17 protein-coding genes are annotated in these 14,021 nt (G+C 60.1%); 13 read left to right on the forward strand and 4 right to left on the reverse strand.

What is annotated here, in order from left to right:
* The first annotated feature begins 30 nt into the window (after positions 1 to 30).
* Positions 31 to 624, forward strand: a complete 594-nt coding sequence (locus tag AC5SEO_RS06485) for a histidine phosphatase family protein (protein ID WP_003511761.1) — start codon at positions 31 to 33, stop codon at positions 622 to 624.
* Between the two features lie 197 nt (positions 625 to 821).
* Here AC5SEO_RS06485 and AC5SEO_RS06490 read toward each other — a convergent pair whose 3' ends face one another.
* Complete coding sequence (locus AC5SEO_RS06490; protein ID WP_003511760.1) at positions 822 to 1,082, reverse strand: DUF1344 domain-containing protein; 261 nt, start codon at positions 1,080 to 1,082, stop codon at positions 822 to 824.
* A 40-nt stretch (positions 1,083 to 1,122) separates the two neighbouring features.
* On the opposite strand from AC5SEO_RS06490, the gene AC5SEO_RS06495 reads away from it, so the two are divergent.
* The 3 genes from AC5SEO_RS06495 (at position 1,123) to ribB (ending at position 3,746) form a co-directional block, all read left to right on the forward strand.
* Positions 1,123 to 1,398 carry a hypothetical protein gene (locus AC5SEO_RS06495; RefSeq protein WP_174068043.1) on the forward strand — a complete coding sequence of 92 codons (276 nt, stop codon included), beginning with the start codon at positions 1,123 to 1,125 and terminating at the stop codon, positions 1,396 to 1,398.
* Positions 1,399 to 1,535: 137 nt separating this feature from the next.
* Entirely contained in the window at positions 1,536 to 2,633 is a 1,098-nt protein-coding gene (gene aroC, locus AC5SEO_RS06500) for a chorismate synthase (RefSeq protein ID WP_111789418.1), read from the forward strand.
* Positions 2,634 to 2,645: 12 nt separating this feature from the next.
* Complete coding sequence (gene ribB, locus AC5SEO_RS06505; RefSeq protein WP_003511757.1) at positions 2,646 to 3,746, forward strand: 3,4-dihydroxy-2-butanone-4-phosphate synthase; 1,101 nt, start codon at positions 2,646 to 2,648, stop codon at positions 3,744 to 3,746.
* 168 nt (positions 3,747 to 3,914) lie between these two features.
* Here the strand turns inward: ribB and AC5SEO_RS06510 are convergent, their stop codons facing one another.
* On the reverse strand, positions 3,915 to 5,108 hold the full coding sequence (locus AC5SEO_RS06510; RefSeq protein WP_174068042.1) for a winged helix-turn-helix domain-containing protein: 1,194 nt from the start codon (positions 5,106 to 5,108) through the stop codon (positions 3,915 to 3,917).
* Positions 5,109 to 5,223: 115 nt separating this feature from the next.
* Between AC5SEO_RS06510 and AC5SEO_RS06515 the strand changes: the two genes are divergently transcribed.
* The 7 genes from AC5SEO_RS06515 to dxs all read left to right on the forward strand — a co-directional run bounded on the left by AC5SEO_RS06515 (position 5,224) and on the right by dxs (position 11,364).
* On the forward strand, positions 5,224 to 5,904 hold the full coding sequence (locus tag AC5SEO_RS06515) for an energy-coupling factor ABC transporter ATP-binding protein (protein ID WP_174068041.1): 681 nt from the start codon (positions 5,224 to 5,226) through the stop codon (positions 5,902 to 5,904).
* Entirely contained in the window at positions 5,901 to 6,506 is a 606-nt protein-coding gene (locus AC5SEO_RS06520) for a CbiQ family ECF transporter T component (RefSeq protein WP_003511754.1), read from the forward strand. Before AC5SEO_RS06515 ends, AC5SEO_RS06520 begins: the two co-directional genes overlap by 4 nt.
* 31 nt (positions 6,507 to 6,537) lie before the next feature.
* Positions 6,538 to 7,101 (forward strand): biotin transporter BioY, encoded by a 564-nt coding sequence (locus AC5SEO_RS06525; protein ID WP_035197936.1) that lies wholly within the window; start codon positions 6,538 to 6,540, stop codon positions 7,099 to 7,101.
* Positions 7,102 to 7,127: 26 nt separating this feature from the next.
* A complete protein-coding gene (locus tag AC5SEO_RS06530; RefSeq protein ID WP_003511750.1) occupies positions 7,128 to 8,063 on the forward strand; it encodes a histone deacetylase family protein in 936 nt (311 codons plus the stop codon).
* Between the two features lie 2 nt (positions 8,064 to 8,065).
* Positions 8,066 to 8,320, forward strand: coding sequence for an exodeoxyribonuclease VII small subunit (locus tag AC5SEO_RS06535; protein WP_003503059.1), 255 nt, complete (start codon positions 8,066 to 8,068; stop codon positions 8,318 to 8,320).
* Between the two features lie 102 nt (positions 8,321 to 8,422).
* Positions 8,423 to 9,346, forward strand: a complete 924-nt coding sequence (locus AC5SEO_RS06540) for a pirin family protein (protein WP_174068040.1) — start codon at positions 8,423 to 8,425, stop codon at positions 9,344 to 9,346.
* A 98-nt stretch (positions 9,347 to 9,444) separates the two neighbouring features.
* Positions 9,445 to 11,364 carry a 1-deoxy-D-xylulose-5-phosphate synthase gene (gene dxs, locus AC5SEO_RS06545; RefSeq protein WP_174068039.1) on the forward strand — a complete coding sequence of 640 codons (1,920 nt, stop codon included), beginning with the start codon at positions 9,445 to 9,447 and terminating at the stop codon, positions 11,362 to 11,364.
* A 41-nt stretch (positions 11,365 to 11,405) separates the two neighbouring features.
* On the opposite strand, the gene AC5SEO_RS06550 is transcribed toward dxs, so the two are convergent.
* Positions 11,406 to 11,768, reverse strand: a complete 363-nt coding sequence (locus tag AC5SEO_RS06550) for a nuclear transport factor 2 family protein (RefSeq protein ID WP_003511743.1) — start codon at positions 11,766 to 11,768, stop codon at positions 11,406 to 11,408.
* Between the two features lie 107 nt (positions 11,769 to 11,875).
* Here AC5SEO_RS06550 and AC5SEO_RS06555 point away from each other — a divergent pair, with 107 nt between their 5' ends.
* The gene (locus AC5SEO_RS06555) at positions 11,876 to 12,670 is read left to right on the forward strand and encodes a helix-turn-helix domain-containing protein (RefSeq protein ID WP_003511741.1); all 795 of its coding nucleotides are present in this window, start codon (positions 11,876 to 11,878) and stop codon (positions 12,668 to 12,670) included.
* 6 nt (positions 12,671 to 12,676) lie between these two features.
* Positions 12,677 to 13,030, forward strand: a complete 354-nt coding sequence (locus AC5SEO_RS06560) for a putative quinol monooxygenase (protein WP_003511740.1) — start codon at positions 12,677 to 12,679, stop codon at positions 13,028 to 13,030.
* Here AC5SEO_RS06560 and AC5SEO_RS06565 read toward each other — a convergent pair.
* Complete coding sequence (locus tag AC5SEO_RS06565; RefSeq protein ID WP_003511739.1) at positions 13,011 to 13,973, reverse strand: nucleoside recognition domain-containing protein; 963 nt, start codon at positions 13,971 to 13,973, stop codon at positions 13,011 to 13,013. The two genes, AC5SEO_RS06560 and AC5SEO_RS06565, sit on opposite strands and share 20 nt — an antisense overlap.
* Positions 13,974 to 14,021 lie beyond the last annotated feature (48 nt).

The raw sequence follows: 14,021 nt of genomic DNA on the forward strand, positions 1-14,021 counted from the left end.
CCGACCGAACTTTGAAACAGGGGTATCGCCTTGCTCGTCTATGTGATCCGGCACGGACAAACGGACTGGAATGCGATACGCCGGCTTCAGGGCCAGAAAGACATTCCGCTCAATGATTTCGGCCGCGCGCAAGCGGTCGGCAACGGCAAGGTTCTTGCGCAAATTCTCGGCGACTCCGCGCGTGATTTCGATTACGTGGCAAGCCCGCTCGGGCGCACGCGCGAGACCATGGAGCTGATGCGCGGAGCGATGGGGCTCGATCCCCACGCATACCGCACCGATGACCGCCTCGTCGAAGTTTCCTTCGGCGACTGGGAAGGCCAGACACTGCCGGAACTGAAAAAAGAATTTCCCGACCGGGTGAAGGCGCGCAAGGCCAACAAGTGGGACTTCATTCCCCCAGGTCAGCATGCCGAAAGCTATGAAATCCTGTCCTGGCGTATTGGCGCATGGCTTTCCTCAGTCGAGGTGCCGACGGTATGTGTCTGCCACGGCGGCGTGATCCGCTCGATCTTCCGCCTGGTTTCCGGCATGGACAAGGATGAAGCCTCTACGACGCAGATCCCGCAGGACCGGATTTTGAAGGTCGAGATCGACAGGAACAGTGCTGAGTGGATTTCGTGAGGGTACCGATCCTCTTCTGTCATTCCGGCCTCGAGCCGGAACCCGGCCAGCCCAAATCTTTGGGCTGAAAAACCAATCCCGCCACGCAGGCTCGTCGGGTGGATGTCGGATCAAGTCCGGCATAATGGAAATTCTGGAGCTTCCCGACCGGGATTAGAGAGGTCAGCCTCGACAACAGGCAGAGCCTAAACCGCAGTTTACTGCACGACCTCGAGATCATCGACCACCCGTTTTCCGTCCACTTCCGTGTAGAAAACAACGACCTTCACGCCTGCCTTCAGGCCTTCGAAATTGAACTCTTCCGGCACACGGTAATTCTTGCCGTCGTTCAAGGTAATGGTCAGCGCATTCACGTCGATCTTGCTGATCGTTCCCTCGACATCGACGCTCTGGGCGTAGCTGTTGATAGGCATAAGCAAGTTGGCGGTGGCCAGAAGGGCGGCAATCATCATACGCATCGATCTAGCTTTCGTGAATTTGCGTGAAAACCTTACATGCATGAAGAATTGCCTTTCGAATGTGGCGGAAATTGCCCGCAACCATGACATTTTCGGCCCAATTGATGAACGGATTTTGGATCACGTTCAAGTCGTTAGTGATTTTTACACCGCATTTCCCGGCAATATTGGAAAACCGCGAAACAGCGTGGAAAACACCAGCACCTTTACACTTTTGTCACCTGGAAAACTCTGCGCCGTTTCCGCCGAATCATTCATCCGGCCAGCCGTCAGCCATCGTCACGCCTGTCGTTTTCCGGGCTGCTCGGCGTCGTGAACGGTGCGTCGCCGTCTTATCGGACTTGCGATGAAAGAAAGGCTTTTGCCTTGGTCCGATTTTCTACTATGACAAATCCGCTTGTTTTAAACGGCCCCTGTCCGCAGGCGCGCCCTCGTTTTCCGGTCTAGAGAAATATGTCGCATAACAGCTTCGGTCATCTTTTTCGCGTTACCACCTGGGGCGAAAGCCATGGGCCCGCTTTGGGCTGCGTGGTGGACGGCTGCCCGCCCGGTATTCGCTTCACGCTTGCCGAGGTGCAGCACTGGATGGACAAGCGCAAGCCCGGCCAAAGCCGCTTCGTTACCCAGCGCCGTGAAGATGACATCGTCAAAGTCCTGTCCGGCGTGATGCTGGATGAGGACGGCGAGACGATGATAACCACCGGCACGCCGATCTCCATGCTGATCGAAAATACCGACCAGCGTTCCAAGGATTACGGCGAGATTGCCCGCAGCTTCCGCCCCGGCCATGCCGACTTCACCTATGATCTGAAATACGGCATTCGCGACTATCGCGGCGGCGGACGCTCTTCCGCCCGCGAGACGGCGGCGCGTGTTGCCGCAGGCGCAATCGCCCGCAAGGTGGTACCGAGCCTCAACGTGCGCGGTGCGCTGGTGCAGATCGGCAAACACAAGATCAACCGTGACAATTGGGATTGGGACCAGGTCGATCAGAACCCGTTCTTCTGCCCCGATCCGGCGATGGTGCCGGTATGGGAAGAATATCTTGACGGCATCCGCAAGGCGGGATCGTCGATCGGCGCGGTCGTCGAAGTCGTGGCGGAAGGTGTTCCGGCCGGCATCGGCGCGCCGATCTACGCCAAGCTCGATCAGGATATTGCCTCCAGCCTGATGTCGATCAACGCCGTCAAGGGCGTGGAGATTGGCGAGGGATTTGCCTCGGCCGAGCTTTCCGGCGAGGAGAATGCCGACGAGATGCGCATGGGCAATGACGGCAAACCGATTTTCCTGTCGAACCATGCCGGCGGCATTCTGGGGGGCATCGCGACTGGCGAGCCCGTCGTCGCCCGCTTCGCCATCAAGCCCACCTCCTCCATCCTGACGGAGCGCCAGTCCATCGACACCGACGGCCGCAATGTGGATGTGCGCACCAAGGGCCGCCACGACCCCTGCGTCGGCATCCGCGCCGTGCCGATCGGCGAGGCGATGGTGGCCTGCACCGTTGCCGACCATTATTTGAGAGATCGTGGCCAGACCGGCCGGTTGAAGTGAGGTAAATCCGAAATGGCCTATGATCAGAAACGTGTCGTCGACGCTATCCGCGCTTTCGAAGCAGGCGAGATCGTTGTCGTGACCGACGACGACGACCGTGAAAACGAAGGCGATCTGATTATTTCGGCGGTTCATTGCACGCCGGAAAAAATGGCGCTGATCGTGCGCCACACATCCGGCATCGTTTGCGCGCCCATGCCGCGTGATGAGGCAAAGAGGCTGAACCTCAACGCCATGGTGGCGGAAAACGACAGCGCCCACACGACCGCCTTCACCGTCAGCGTCGATTTCAAGCATGGCACGACGACCGGTATTTCCGCGGATGACCGCACCTTGACGGTGCGCAACCTCGCCAACCCGAATGTCGGCGCGTCGGATTTCACCCGGCCAGGCCACATTTTCCCGCTGATTTCCCGCGAAGGCGGCGTGCTGATGCGTTCCGGCCATACCGAAGCGGCCGTCGATCTCTGCCGGCTCGCCGGCCTGCCGCCCATCGGCGTCATCAGCGAGCTGGTCAATGACGATGGCACCGTGATGCGCGGGCCGCAGGTCCTGGATTTCGCCGAAAAACACGGCATGAAGCATGTTTCGGTCGCCGATCTGATCGCCTATCGCCAGCGCAAGGAAACGCTGGTGGAGATGGAATCCTCCTTCACCATCCAAACCCCTTTCGGACCGGCCAAGGCGCATACCTATTCCCTGCCATGGGACCGGATGCAGCATATGGCGGTGATTTTCGGCGATATCCGCGATGGCGTCGATATTCCCGTCCGCCTGCACCCTGAAAACGTTGCTGACGACGTGTTCGGCGACCGCCAGCCGGTGCAGCACTATATGCAGAAGATCGCCGAAGAAGGCCGCGGCGTCATCGTCTATCTACGCGAAGGTTCTGTCGGCGTCGGCCAGGTGGACGGACGGCGCAAGGCGCGTGATCCCGACGAAGCGCACGCACAGGCCCGCTCCCGCGAAAATGAGTGGCTGGAAATCGGCCTCGGCGCGCAGATTCTCAAAGACCTCGGCATCAGCTCGATCAAGCTGATGACGACCCGCGAGCGCCACTATGTCGGGCTGGAAGGCTTCGGGATCAAGATTTCGGCAACGGATATCGGGTGATTTAGGGACGTCGCGAGGGCGCTTCGATTTGGCGTCCTCTCCTCCCGTCCGGCGTCATCCTCTGTCTTGTGCCGAGGATCTGCAGACGCATCCTATACATTTTCCGTTGCAGATGCTCGGGATGGGCCCGAGCATGAAGGAAGAAACAGTCGCCGGCTCAAGGCGCAATTACACTTCCCGCCACCCCTCCAGATAATTTACACTCTCCACTCCCGTAAACTTCGCAAGCCGCGACAATTCCGCGTCTAGTTTCTCGAGCCTTCCCGCTGAAGCGCGCACGCCCGGTTCCAGCCACAGGCGGCGCACATCCAGCGTGCCGCGCTTGCGGTCTGCCTTCATGTCGATACGGCCGATCAGCCGGTCGCCTTCCAGAAGCGGGAAGACGTAATAGCCATATTGCCGTTTCGGCTCGGGTACGAAGACCTCGATACGGTAATAGAAGCCAAACAGCCGCTCCGTGCGGTTGCGGTCGCGCAACAGCGGATCGAAGGGGCTCAGCACACGGACGCGGGACGACGGTTCCGGCAGGTTGGCGACATCGGCGCTGAAATCGGCAAATGCATAGGACGGGCGGGCAGCACCGCCATCGCTTGCGAGAAGCGAGACCTCGCACAGTTCGTCACGGTGGCTCTTGACCCAATCCCTCGCCTCCTGCGGGGTAACGAGATCAAAAAAGGCGGCGATTTCGCCATGGGTGGCAAAACCCAGCCGGGTGAGCGCCTGCCGGCAGGCCCAGTCGACGAATTGCGTATGCTCCACTTCGCTTTCGTGGTGCTCGCCGGGAATGACCCGCTCCGCCAGATCATAGACCTTCTGGAAATTCACGCGGCCGGATATGGCAAGCTTGCCGGTGTGCCACAGATATTCGAGTGCGGTCTTGGAAGGATGCCAGTTCCACCAGCCGCCGGACTGATGCCCCTCCTCCTTCAACTCACGCGCCAGAACAGGACCCGTGGCGGCGATGCGCTCCAGCGTCTCGGCGAAAGCCGCATCGAACCCGTCACCATGCCATTTGCGCCAGCGCTCCTGAATGATCGGCTCGCGGCGGCGGAAGCGGTGCTTCCAATAGGGGTAAAATTCGGTCGGCACGATGGAGGCATCATGCGTCCAGTGCTCGAACAGCGCGCGGTCCTTTTCCAGCAGTGCTGTCAGATGTTCGCGCCTGTAGGTCTGGTTTCGGGAGAATATTATCTGGTGATGGGCGCGCTCCACCGTGCCGATACTGTCCACCTGCACGAAACCGATATCGGTAATGAGCCGCAGCAGGCCATCCTTGGAAAGCGCCTTTCCGGGCGGAGAGCAAAGCCCCTGCCGCGCCAGAAAAATCCGCCTTGCCGCTTCGTTTGAAACCTTGATCGTCATAAAGCAGAAGGTATGACGGCTTTTTCAGGATTGCAATGTTCTTTTTTTGTTCTTTGTTTCACTTCTGTTGATGACACGATATAGAACCGGAAAGCGATAGAGGGATGCATCAATCTTGGAAATCCGTTTCGACACCGCAGGCGTCGCCTTCGAGGGCAGGCAGGCTTTACAGCCCGTGTCCCTGACATTGACTGAACGGCGTATCGGCGTCATCGGCCTCAACGGCTCGGGCAAGACCACCTTTGCGCGGCTGATCAATGGTCTGACAAAGCCGACGCACGGCAAGGTGTCGGTGAACGGTCTCGACACCGTCAAAGATGCGAGAGCGGTATTGCAGGCAGTCGGTTTCATCTTCCAGAATCCGCAGAACCAGATCATCCTGCCGATCATACGCGACGATGTCGCCTTCGGCCTCAAGCGACTCGGTATCGGCAAGTTGGAGACAGAAACGCGGGTCAAGGCCGTGCTTGCCCGGCTCGGTATCGCTCATCTGGAAGAACGGCGCGCGCACGAGCTTTCCGGCGGCGAATTGCAGCTGGCGGCACTGGCCGCCCTGCTCGTCACTGAACCGCAAATCCTCATTCTCGATGAACCGACCAATCAGCTCGACCTCAAAAACCGCGCGACCGTTGAAAAGACAATGGCTGCGCTGTCGCAGGCGCTTGTCGTCATCACCCATGATCTGCCGCTGCTTTCCGGCTTCGATCGCGTACTGGTTTTTCACGAAGGCGAGCTGGTTGCAGACGCCAACCCCGAAGAGGCGGTGGCACGTTATCTGGAGGTTGCGTCGCGATGAAGTCGCTTCATGTCGAAGGCACGGGCTGGCTCTACCGCGTCTCTCCACGCCTCAAGCTCGTGACGCTGATGGTTTTCAGCATTGCGCTGTTTCTCACCCGCGATCTGCTTTTGCTGGGATGCGCCGTCGTTGTCGCCGCCGCCATTCTGCGCGAGACGCGGCTGCAATTCCGCGAGATCGGCCTGCGGCTACGCCCGGTGATGCTGACCATTCTCCTCGTTGCCGCCTTCAGCCATCTGCTGCTTCCGGTACACGATGCGAGTGTCAATCTTTTGCGGCTGACTGCACTGGCGCTTCTCGCCACCGCCGTCACCATCACCGTCAGCATTTCGCAATTCATGGACGAAATCGCGCTTGCCGCCGCCCCGCTGGAAAGGCTGGGGCTGGTCAAGGCGGCCGATATCGGGCTCGCGGTCGGGCTCGTCGTGCGGTTCGTGCCGGAGATCGTCAACCGTTACCATGCCGTGCGCGATGCGCACCGCGCGCGCGGCCTCCCCGTTCGGCTGGCCACGATCATCGTGCCGCTCGTCATTATGACGTTGAAGGATGCGGATGCCATTGCCGACGCCATTGACGCGCGCGGTTTCAGAGGCCAAAGCTGACGGCAAAACAACCATCCGGAGTTCCCGAGCCATGACGACCCGCGACCTTGTGCTGATCTCGCTGTTTTCCGCCATCATCATCGCACTCGGACTTTTGCCGCCGATCACGCTTGGTTTCATTCCGGTGCCCATCACCGCGCAGTCACTTGGCGTCATGCTGGCCGGTGTCGTGCTGGGGGCGAAACGCGGCACGCTCGCGGTTCTTCTGACCATCCTCATCGCCGCCATCGGCCTGCCAGTCCTCTCAGGCGGACGCGGCGGCCTTTCCATCTTCACCACGCCGACCACGGGCTTCCTGATCGGCTGGATTGCTGCCGCTTTCGTCACCGGCACGCTCTCGGAAAAACTCGTCAATCGCGGCCAGTCGGCTCTGACGCAGGGTATCGGTTTCTTCATCGCAAGCCTCGCCGGCGGCGTGGTCGTGCTTTATGCCTTCGGCATCTCCTATCTGGCGCTGGTGGTCGGGCTCGGGTTTGAAAAGGCGTTCATGGGTTCGCTCGCCTTCATTCCCGGTGATGCGTTGAAGGCCGTGCTTGCCGCCCTTGCCGGCCGCGCCGTGATGGTCGGCTATCCGCTTTTGCCGCAGCGCGCTTGATCAGCTTATTTCGGGAGGATTAGAGAATGGCGACCCGTCTTTACGAACATCCGATCTTCCTTGAACACATCACGCCGGAAGGCCATCCCGAGCGGCCGGATCGGCTGCGATCTCTGAACATTGCGCTCGAACATCCGAATTTCGAGCGACTGGTCCGCAAGCAAGCACCGCAGGCCAACGAGGATGCCGTGCTTCTGGCGCATCCGGAGGAGCATCTGCTGTCCGTCATGCGCCAGATTCCCGAGGAAGATGGCGAGATCAACCGCGTAGAGGCCGACACCTATGTCTCGCCGAAAAGCCTGCAGGCGGCGCTGACCGGCATAGGCGCTGCGATGGTGGCGGTAGATGACGTGTTTACGGGTGCCGCCGACAACGTCTTCGTTGCGTCCCGCCCGCCCGGCCACCATGCGGAAACCGCAAAGGCCATGGGGTTCTGTCTCTTCAACAATGCAGCAATCGCCGCCCGTCACGCCCAGAAGGTGCACGGCGCAGAGCGCGTCGCCATCATCGACTGGGACGTGCATCACGGCAACGGTACGCAGGATATCTTCTGGAACGACACGTCAGTGCTGTTCTGTTCCACCCACCAGATGCCGCTTTACCCGTGGAGCGGCGATAAAAACGAAACCGGCGTGAAGAACAATGTCGTCAACGCGCCACTTTCCCCCAATACCGGCAGCGAGTATTTTCGCGAGGCGTTCAAATCCCGCGTCCTGCCAGCGATTGCCGATTTTTCGCCCGATCTCATCATCATCTCCGCCGGTTTCGACGCGCATCATCGCGATCCGCTTGCGCAGATCAATCTGGTGGGCGAGGATTTCGACTGGGCGACAGGGCGGTTGCTGGAAATGGCGGACAAATACGCCTCGAACCGGGTCGTCAGCCTGCTTGAAGGCGGTTATGATCTGGAAGGGCTGGCGGAATCGGCGGCCATGCATATTTTGAGAATGATGAAGGGTTGAAAATGACGGAAAATGCCAACACAGCCGATGTCAGCGGTTATTCCTTCGAAAAGGCCGTCGCCGAGCTGGAAAGCATTGTTGCACGCCTGGAGCGCGGAGACGTGGCGCTGGACGAGTCGATCGCCATCTACGAGCGCGGCGAAGCCCTGAAAAAACATTGCGAGACGCTGTTGAACGCCGCCGAAAAGCGTATCGAGAAAATCCGTCTCGACCGCGCCGGAAAACCACAGGGCGTGGAGCCGCTGGACGGGGAATAAACACGTCCTGTTGAACGGGGGCGACACAGCGTTCAACATTACGGCGCTCCCACGTCGTATCGTTCGTGGTAAGCTTGCGTGTAACGATACGAGGAGCTTCGGATGTCCTTCTTTCCCGGCAACGATCCTGTCGCGGGTGATGCTTTCGCCTGCGACGCCATCGAAAACCTCATCATTCCGCGCACCAGCGATATTGGCGGCTTCGCCGTGCGGCGGGCGCTGCCGACGCGGCAGCTGCGGCTGGTCGGCCCGTTCATCTTTTTCGACCGCATGGGTCCGGCCATCCTGAAGGCGGGCGAGGCGCTGGATGTCAAGCCGCATCCGCATATCGGGCTTTCCACCGTTACCTATCTGTTTGACGGCGAAATCAAGCATCGCGACAGCCTCGGCACCGAACTGGTCATCCGGCCCGGCGACATCAACCTGATGACGGCGGGGCGCGGAATCGTGCATTCGGAGCGCACGCCGGAAAACCTGCGCGGCCATCCGCTTTCCATGTCCGGCCTGCAGACCTGGCTTGCCCTCCCTGATCATATGGAGGAAATCGCTCCGGCCTTTTCCCATACCGCCCGGGAAGACATGCCTCTGATCGATATCAAGGGCGCATCCGGTCGGGTCGTCATCGGTGATTTCGAAGGCCTCACTTCCCCCGTTTCGGCTTTTACTGACACGCTTTACGTTGACCTGACGCTGGAACCGGGTGTGAAATTCCCGTTCTCCGCCGACCATGAGGAACGGGCGATCTACATTCTTTCCGGCTCTCTGGATGTCGCGGGTGACGTTTTTGCCGCCGACCAGTTGCTCGTCTTCCGGCCCGGCGACGACATCACATTGCAGAGCGGCAGCGGCGGCTGTCACATCATGATCTTCGGCGGTGCGGCACTCAACCAGCGCCGTTACATCTGGTGGAACTTCGTTTCGTCATCAAAAGAACGCATAGAGCAGGCCAAACAGGAGTGGAGAACCGGACGCTTCGATATCGTTCCCGGCGACGAAGAAGAGTTTGTCCCTTTGCCGGAGGGTTGAAATTCTATAGAAGTGAACGACATGCAGGGCTCAACTGCCGGCTTTCCATATGAAAGACGCACTGGTGCCCACCGCTGACACGAGAAAAGGCCGAACGATTGACCGGAATGCCACAGACCCCATTGCTTGACCGGGTGAATTTTCCATCCGATCTCAAGGAGATCGACGATCGCGACCTGCCGGAACTGGCAAGGGAGTTGCGCGACGAGATGATCGACGCGGTGTCGAGCACCGGCGGGCATCTGGGTGCCGGTCTGGGCGTGGTGGAGCTGACAATTGCCATCCACAAGGTGTTCAACACGCCTGAAGACCGGTTGATCTTCGATGTCGGCCACCAATGTTATCCGCACAAGATCCTGACCGGCCGTCGCGAGCGCATCCGCACGCTGCGCCAGGAAGGCGGGCTTTCCGGTTTCACGCGTCGGGCCGAGAGCGAATATGACGATTTCGGCGCCGGCCATTCCTCCACCTCCATTTCCGCCGGTCTCGGCATGGCGGTGGCTGCGGGACTGGATCAGAGCGACCGCAAGGTTATCGCCGTTATCGGTGATGGCTCCATGTCTGCGGGCATGGCGTTTGAGGCGCTCAACAATGCCGGTGCGCTCGACGCGCGGCTGATCGTCATCCTCAACGACAACGACATGTCGATTGCGCCGCCGACGGGCGCGATGAGCGCTTATCTCGCGCGGCTGGCCTCCGGCCGCACCTATATGGGCTTTCGCGATTTCGGCAAGAAACTCACCGCCTATCTCGGCAAGACCATCGATCGCGCCATTACCCGCGCCGTGACCCATGCGCGCGGTTACGTGACCGGCGGCACGCTGTTCGAGGAGCTTGGCTTCTATCACATTGGCCCGATCGACGGTCATTCCTTCGATCACCTGCTGCCTGTGCTGCGCAATGTGCGCGACAACCAGAAAGGCCCTGTTCTCATCCATGTGGTGACGCAGAAGGGCAAGGGTTATGCGCCGGCGGAAGCGGCAGCGGACAAATATCACGGCGTCAACAAGTTCGATGTCATTACCGGCGCGCAGGCGAAAGCCAAGCCGAATGCGCCGAGCTATACCAGCGTGTTTGCCGAAGCGCTTATCCAGGAAGCGACCCTCGACGACAAGATCATCGGCGTCACCGCCGCCATGCCTAATGGTACCGGGCTGGACAAGATGGCCGAGCTTTTCCCGGCCCGCACCTTCGATGTCGGCATTGCCGAGCAGCACGCCGTCACCTTCGCGGCGGGGCTTGCGGCGGATGGCTACAAGCCGTTCTGCGCGCTTTATTCCACCTTCCTGCAACGTGGTTACGACCAGTTGGTGCATGATGTGGCGATCCAGAGCTTGCCCGTGCGCTTCCCCATCGACCGCGCCGGTTTCGTCGGCGCAGACGGACCGACCCACGCCGGCTCTTTTGACACCACATTCCTTGCCACCCTGCCCGGCATGGTGGTTATGGCGGCGTCCGACGAGGCCGAGCTGAAACATATGGTTCGCACAGCCGCAGCCTATGATGAAGGCCCGATTTCCTTCCGTTATCCGCGCGGCGAAGGCGTGGGCGTTGAGATGCCCGCGCGCGGTGAGATTTTGCAGATCGGCAAGGGCCGCATCATCAAGGAGGGCACAAAGGTCGCACTCCTTTCCTTCGGCACACGCCTTGCCGAATGCCTGGCGGCTGCCGAAGACCTCGATGCCGCCGGACTTTCGACCACGGTTGCCGATGCGCGCTTCGCCAAGCCGCTCGACCTCGACCTCATCCGCCAGCTTGCCGCTCATCATGAGGTTATGGTGACAATCGAGGAAGGCTCTGTCGGCGGTTTCGGTGCACATGTGCTGCATTTCATGGCAAGCGCAGGCTTGCTCGACCACGGCCCGAAGGTTCGGACCCTGACGCTGCCCGACCATTGGGTGGAGCAGGCCAAGCCCGAGACCATGTATGCCAATGCCGGCCTCGACCGCGCCGGCATCGTTTCCACCGTGTTCAATGCGCTCGGCCAGCGTCAGGCCGGCGTCGGTTTCGCCGGCTGACAGCATTACCGGGACAGAAGGCGGGACGATCCGCCTCTGCTTCAGGATGCGGCGCCATCGAGAAAACCGACGACATTTTCAATCTGCCCCTCGGCATTTAGGCTGACGACATCGGTTCCGCCGGCGACATCTTCTCCGTCAGGCGAAATGAGACGCCATGAAAAACGGGTGAAGTTGCCGTGGCCGTCCGGGGTGCCTGTGAGCACAAAGCGATATCCCGGAAATTTCTGCCGCGCCGCCTCGATCATCGCGGCAATCCCCTGCTGCCCCTCACCCTGCATCAAAGGATCTGTATAGCACGCCATTTCAGCCCAGCCTTGGCTGACGAGGCGCTGGCGGCGTTCATCGTTCTCCTCGTTCCAGACAGCGAGGTAGGTTTCGGCGATTGCGAGATGTTGCGTCATGATTGTGCTCCTTTTGGTTGACGGCCTGAGCATGCCGGGGGCTGTGACGCAGAACAATTACCTGCGAGGTAATCGCATTGCCGATATCTTCTGCTAGGCTGCGGGGCATGACACATCATCAAGAACATGTCGGCCAGGTGCTTAAGGAATGGCGGGCGCGCCGCAGATTGAGCCAACTCGATCTGGCGTCCGATGCCGAGATATCGGCGCGCCATCTGAGTTTTGTGGAAAGCGGGCGATCTTCGCCCAGCCGTGAAATGCTGGCAAGGCTGGCAGAGCAGCTTTCCATGCCAGCTCGCGCCGCCAACCGGCTGATGCTGGCGGCAGGCTATGCGCCGATCCATTCCGAACGATCACTGGATGCGCCTGATATGACGGCCGTTCGTAAGGCCGTCGAAACCGTGGTGCAGGGCCACATGCCCTTCCCGGCACTTGCCGTCGACCGCCACTGGAATCTGGTTCTTGCAAATGATGCGATCAAATCGCTTCTCGCCGGCATATCCGAAGACCTGCTTCACCCGCCCCTCAATGTATTGCGGCTGAGCCTGCATCCTGATGGCTTGAGTTCACGCATCGTCAATCTTGCCGAATGGCGGCATCACCTGCTGGATCGCCTACGCCGCCAAGTCGAAGAGACCGGAGACGAGACGCTTTCCCGGCTGCATGCGGAACTTTCCGCCTATCCCGCGCCCGCAGCTCCACGGCATTCCGCCGGGGCCGATCCGCTGGCGATACCGCTCGAACTACGCGATCCGTTGTCCGGGGGCGTGCTGCGCTTCATTTCGACCACCACGGTTTTCGGAACCGCCACTGATGTGACGTTGTCCGAGCTGGTGCTGGAATGTTTCTACCCGGCCGACGCCGAGACCCGCGCCGCCCTGATGAACGGTACAAAGGAGTAACTATCCATGCACACCACCTATCTCATCGGCTTCAAGGTCCGTGCCGATCAGCGCGAACGTTTTCTAGGATTGCTGAATGATCTGCTCGACGCCATGCGACACGAGAACACCTTTGTGAACGCAACCCTGCATCGGGACGGCGAAAACGAAAACCACTTCCTGCTGCATGAGACCTGGAGCGACCATCAGGATGTCCTCGACGTGCAGGTTCATCGTCCCTATCGGCAGGCTTGGCACGATGCCTTGCCCGAGCTTCTAGATGCCCCGCGCGACATTTCCGTCTGGCACCCCATGCGGGCTGATCATGCCGGCCCCGCGGCGAAACCTGGCGTGTCTTCGTCTACGTACCCTGTGGCCTGAACATCCGTGCAAAGAACACTTCGTCGGACAGGCGATGCAGCAAGGCTGCAATAGCGGCGGTTGCCACAATGGCGAAAACGAGCCGTCCGACCAGAACGCCGTAGACATCTGCACCCAGCGACATCACGACAATGGTGTCCTCAATGACGCTATGCGCAAACCCCATGAACACGCATGACAGAAAGACCTGACGCGGCGATATCGCTCCCGATTGCGCCTCGCGGATCAGAAGACCGGCGCCATAGGAGATACCGAGGAACAATCCGATGGCGGTGAGATGTTCGGCCTCGCCGCGAATGCCGGCAAGACGCAGCACGGGCGAAAGCGCTTTCATCATCAAGGCCAGGACGCCGGTCAGCCTGAGGATTTCAAGGCCAAAGGACAGGACCAGAAGGATGACGAGCATCGAAAGCATGGTTTCGCCAAGGCCCCAAAAATAGTCCGCCCAGTCGGGTGTGGCGCCCATGGCAGTCCAGACCGGGTTCACCGGGGCCGACAGCCACCCTGTCACCTCCAGAAAATGGTGCAGGAGAAAGGCATAGAGCAATCCGCCCCCGATACGCAGCAGCGTCGTTGCGATCACGCCGGGACCGGCCTTTTCAATGATCTTCTGCTCAATGGGCAGCCCATGCGCGAACAGGATGAGGGCCGAGAAAACCGTGACATCCGCCACGCTGAGCGAGGATACCGGAACCAGCGTGAAGACCAGCGGCACCGCGCCCCATATTCCCACCAGCATTCCCGTCAACCAGGCCAGCCCCAGCTCCGGCGGAAGCCCGATCAGGTTCATGACCGGCGCAAAGACCGGGGCCACGGCCTCGATCGCGCCCATTCTCGACAACAGTTCGGTGAGGATCGCAATCGGAACGGTGATCCGGACAAGCACCCAATAGATTTCAAGCGTTTCCCGCGTTTTACGCCAGACCGGCATCAGCAATGGCATCTGAAACTCCTTAAAGATTGTCTCAATCCACTAGCTCGAGCCGGTTCG

This window comes from Agrobacterium sp. K11, assembly GCF_059429395.1.

What these genes read in the sequence shown, in the direction of transcription:
- AC5SEO_RS06490 (WP_003511760.1), bottom strand. Translation starts at nt 1,082, where the DNA reads ATGCGTATGATGATTGCCGCCCTTCTGGCCACCGCCAACTTGCTTATG.
- AC5SEO_RS06495 (WP_174068043.1), top strand. Translation starts at nt 1,123, where the DNA reads ATGAAGAATTGCCTTTCGAATGTGGCGGAAATTGCCCGCAACCATGAC.
- aroC (WP_111789418.1), top strand. Translation starts at nt 1,536, where the DNA reads ATGTCGCATAACAGCTTCGGTCATCTTTTTCGCGTTACCACCTGGGGC.
- ribB (WP_003511757.1), top strand. Translation starts at nt 2,646, where the DNA reads ATGGCCTATGATCAGAAACGTGTCGTCGACGCTATCCGCGCTTTCGAA.
- AC5SEO_RS06510 (WP_174068042.1), bottom strand. Translation starts at nt 5,108, where the DNA reads ATGACGATCAAGGTTTCAAACGAAGCGGCAAGGCGGATTTTTCTGGCG.
- AC5SEO_RS06520 (WP_003511754.1), top strand. Translation starts at nt 5,901, where the DNA reads ATGAAGTCGCTTCATGTCGAAGGCACGGGCTGGCTCTACCGCGTCTCT.
- AC5SEO_RS06525 (WP_035197936.1), top strand. Translation starts at nt 6,538, where the DNA reads ATGACGACCCGCGACCTTGTGCTGATCTCGCTGTTTTCCGCCATCATC.
- AC5SEO_RS06530 (WP_003511750.1), top strand. Translation starts at nt 7,128, where the DNA reads ATGGCGACCCGTCTTTACGAACATCCGATCTTCCTTGAACACATCACG.
- AC5SEO_RS06535 (WP_003503059.1), top strand. Translation starts at nt 8,066, where the DNA reads ATGACGGAAAATGCCAACACAGCCGATGTCAGCGGTTATTCCTTCGAA.
- AC5SEO_RS06540 (WP_174068040.1), top strand. Translation starts at nt 8,423, where the DNA reads ATGTCCTTCTTTCCCGGCAACGATCCTGTCGCGGGTGATGCTTTCGCC.
- AC5SEO_RS06550 (WP_003511743.1), bottom strand. Translation starts at nt 11,768, where the DNA reads ATGACGCAACATCTCGCAATCGCCGAAACCTACCTCGCTGTCTGGAAC.
- AC5SEO_RS06555 (WP_003511741.1), top strand. Translation starts at nt 11,876, where the DNA reads ATGACACATCATCAAGAACATGTCGGCCAGGTGCTTAAGGAATGGCGG.
- AC5SEO_RS06560 (WP_003511740.1), top strand. Translation starts at nt 12,677, where the DNA reads ATGCACACCACCTATCTCATCGGCTTCAAGGTCCGTGCCGATCAGCGC.
- AC5SEO_RS06565 (WP_003511739.1), bottom strand. Translation starts at nt 13,973, where the DNA reads ATGCCATTGCTGATGCCGGTCTGGCGTAAAACGCGGGAAACGCTTGAA.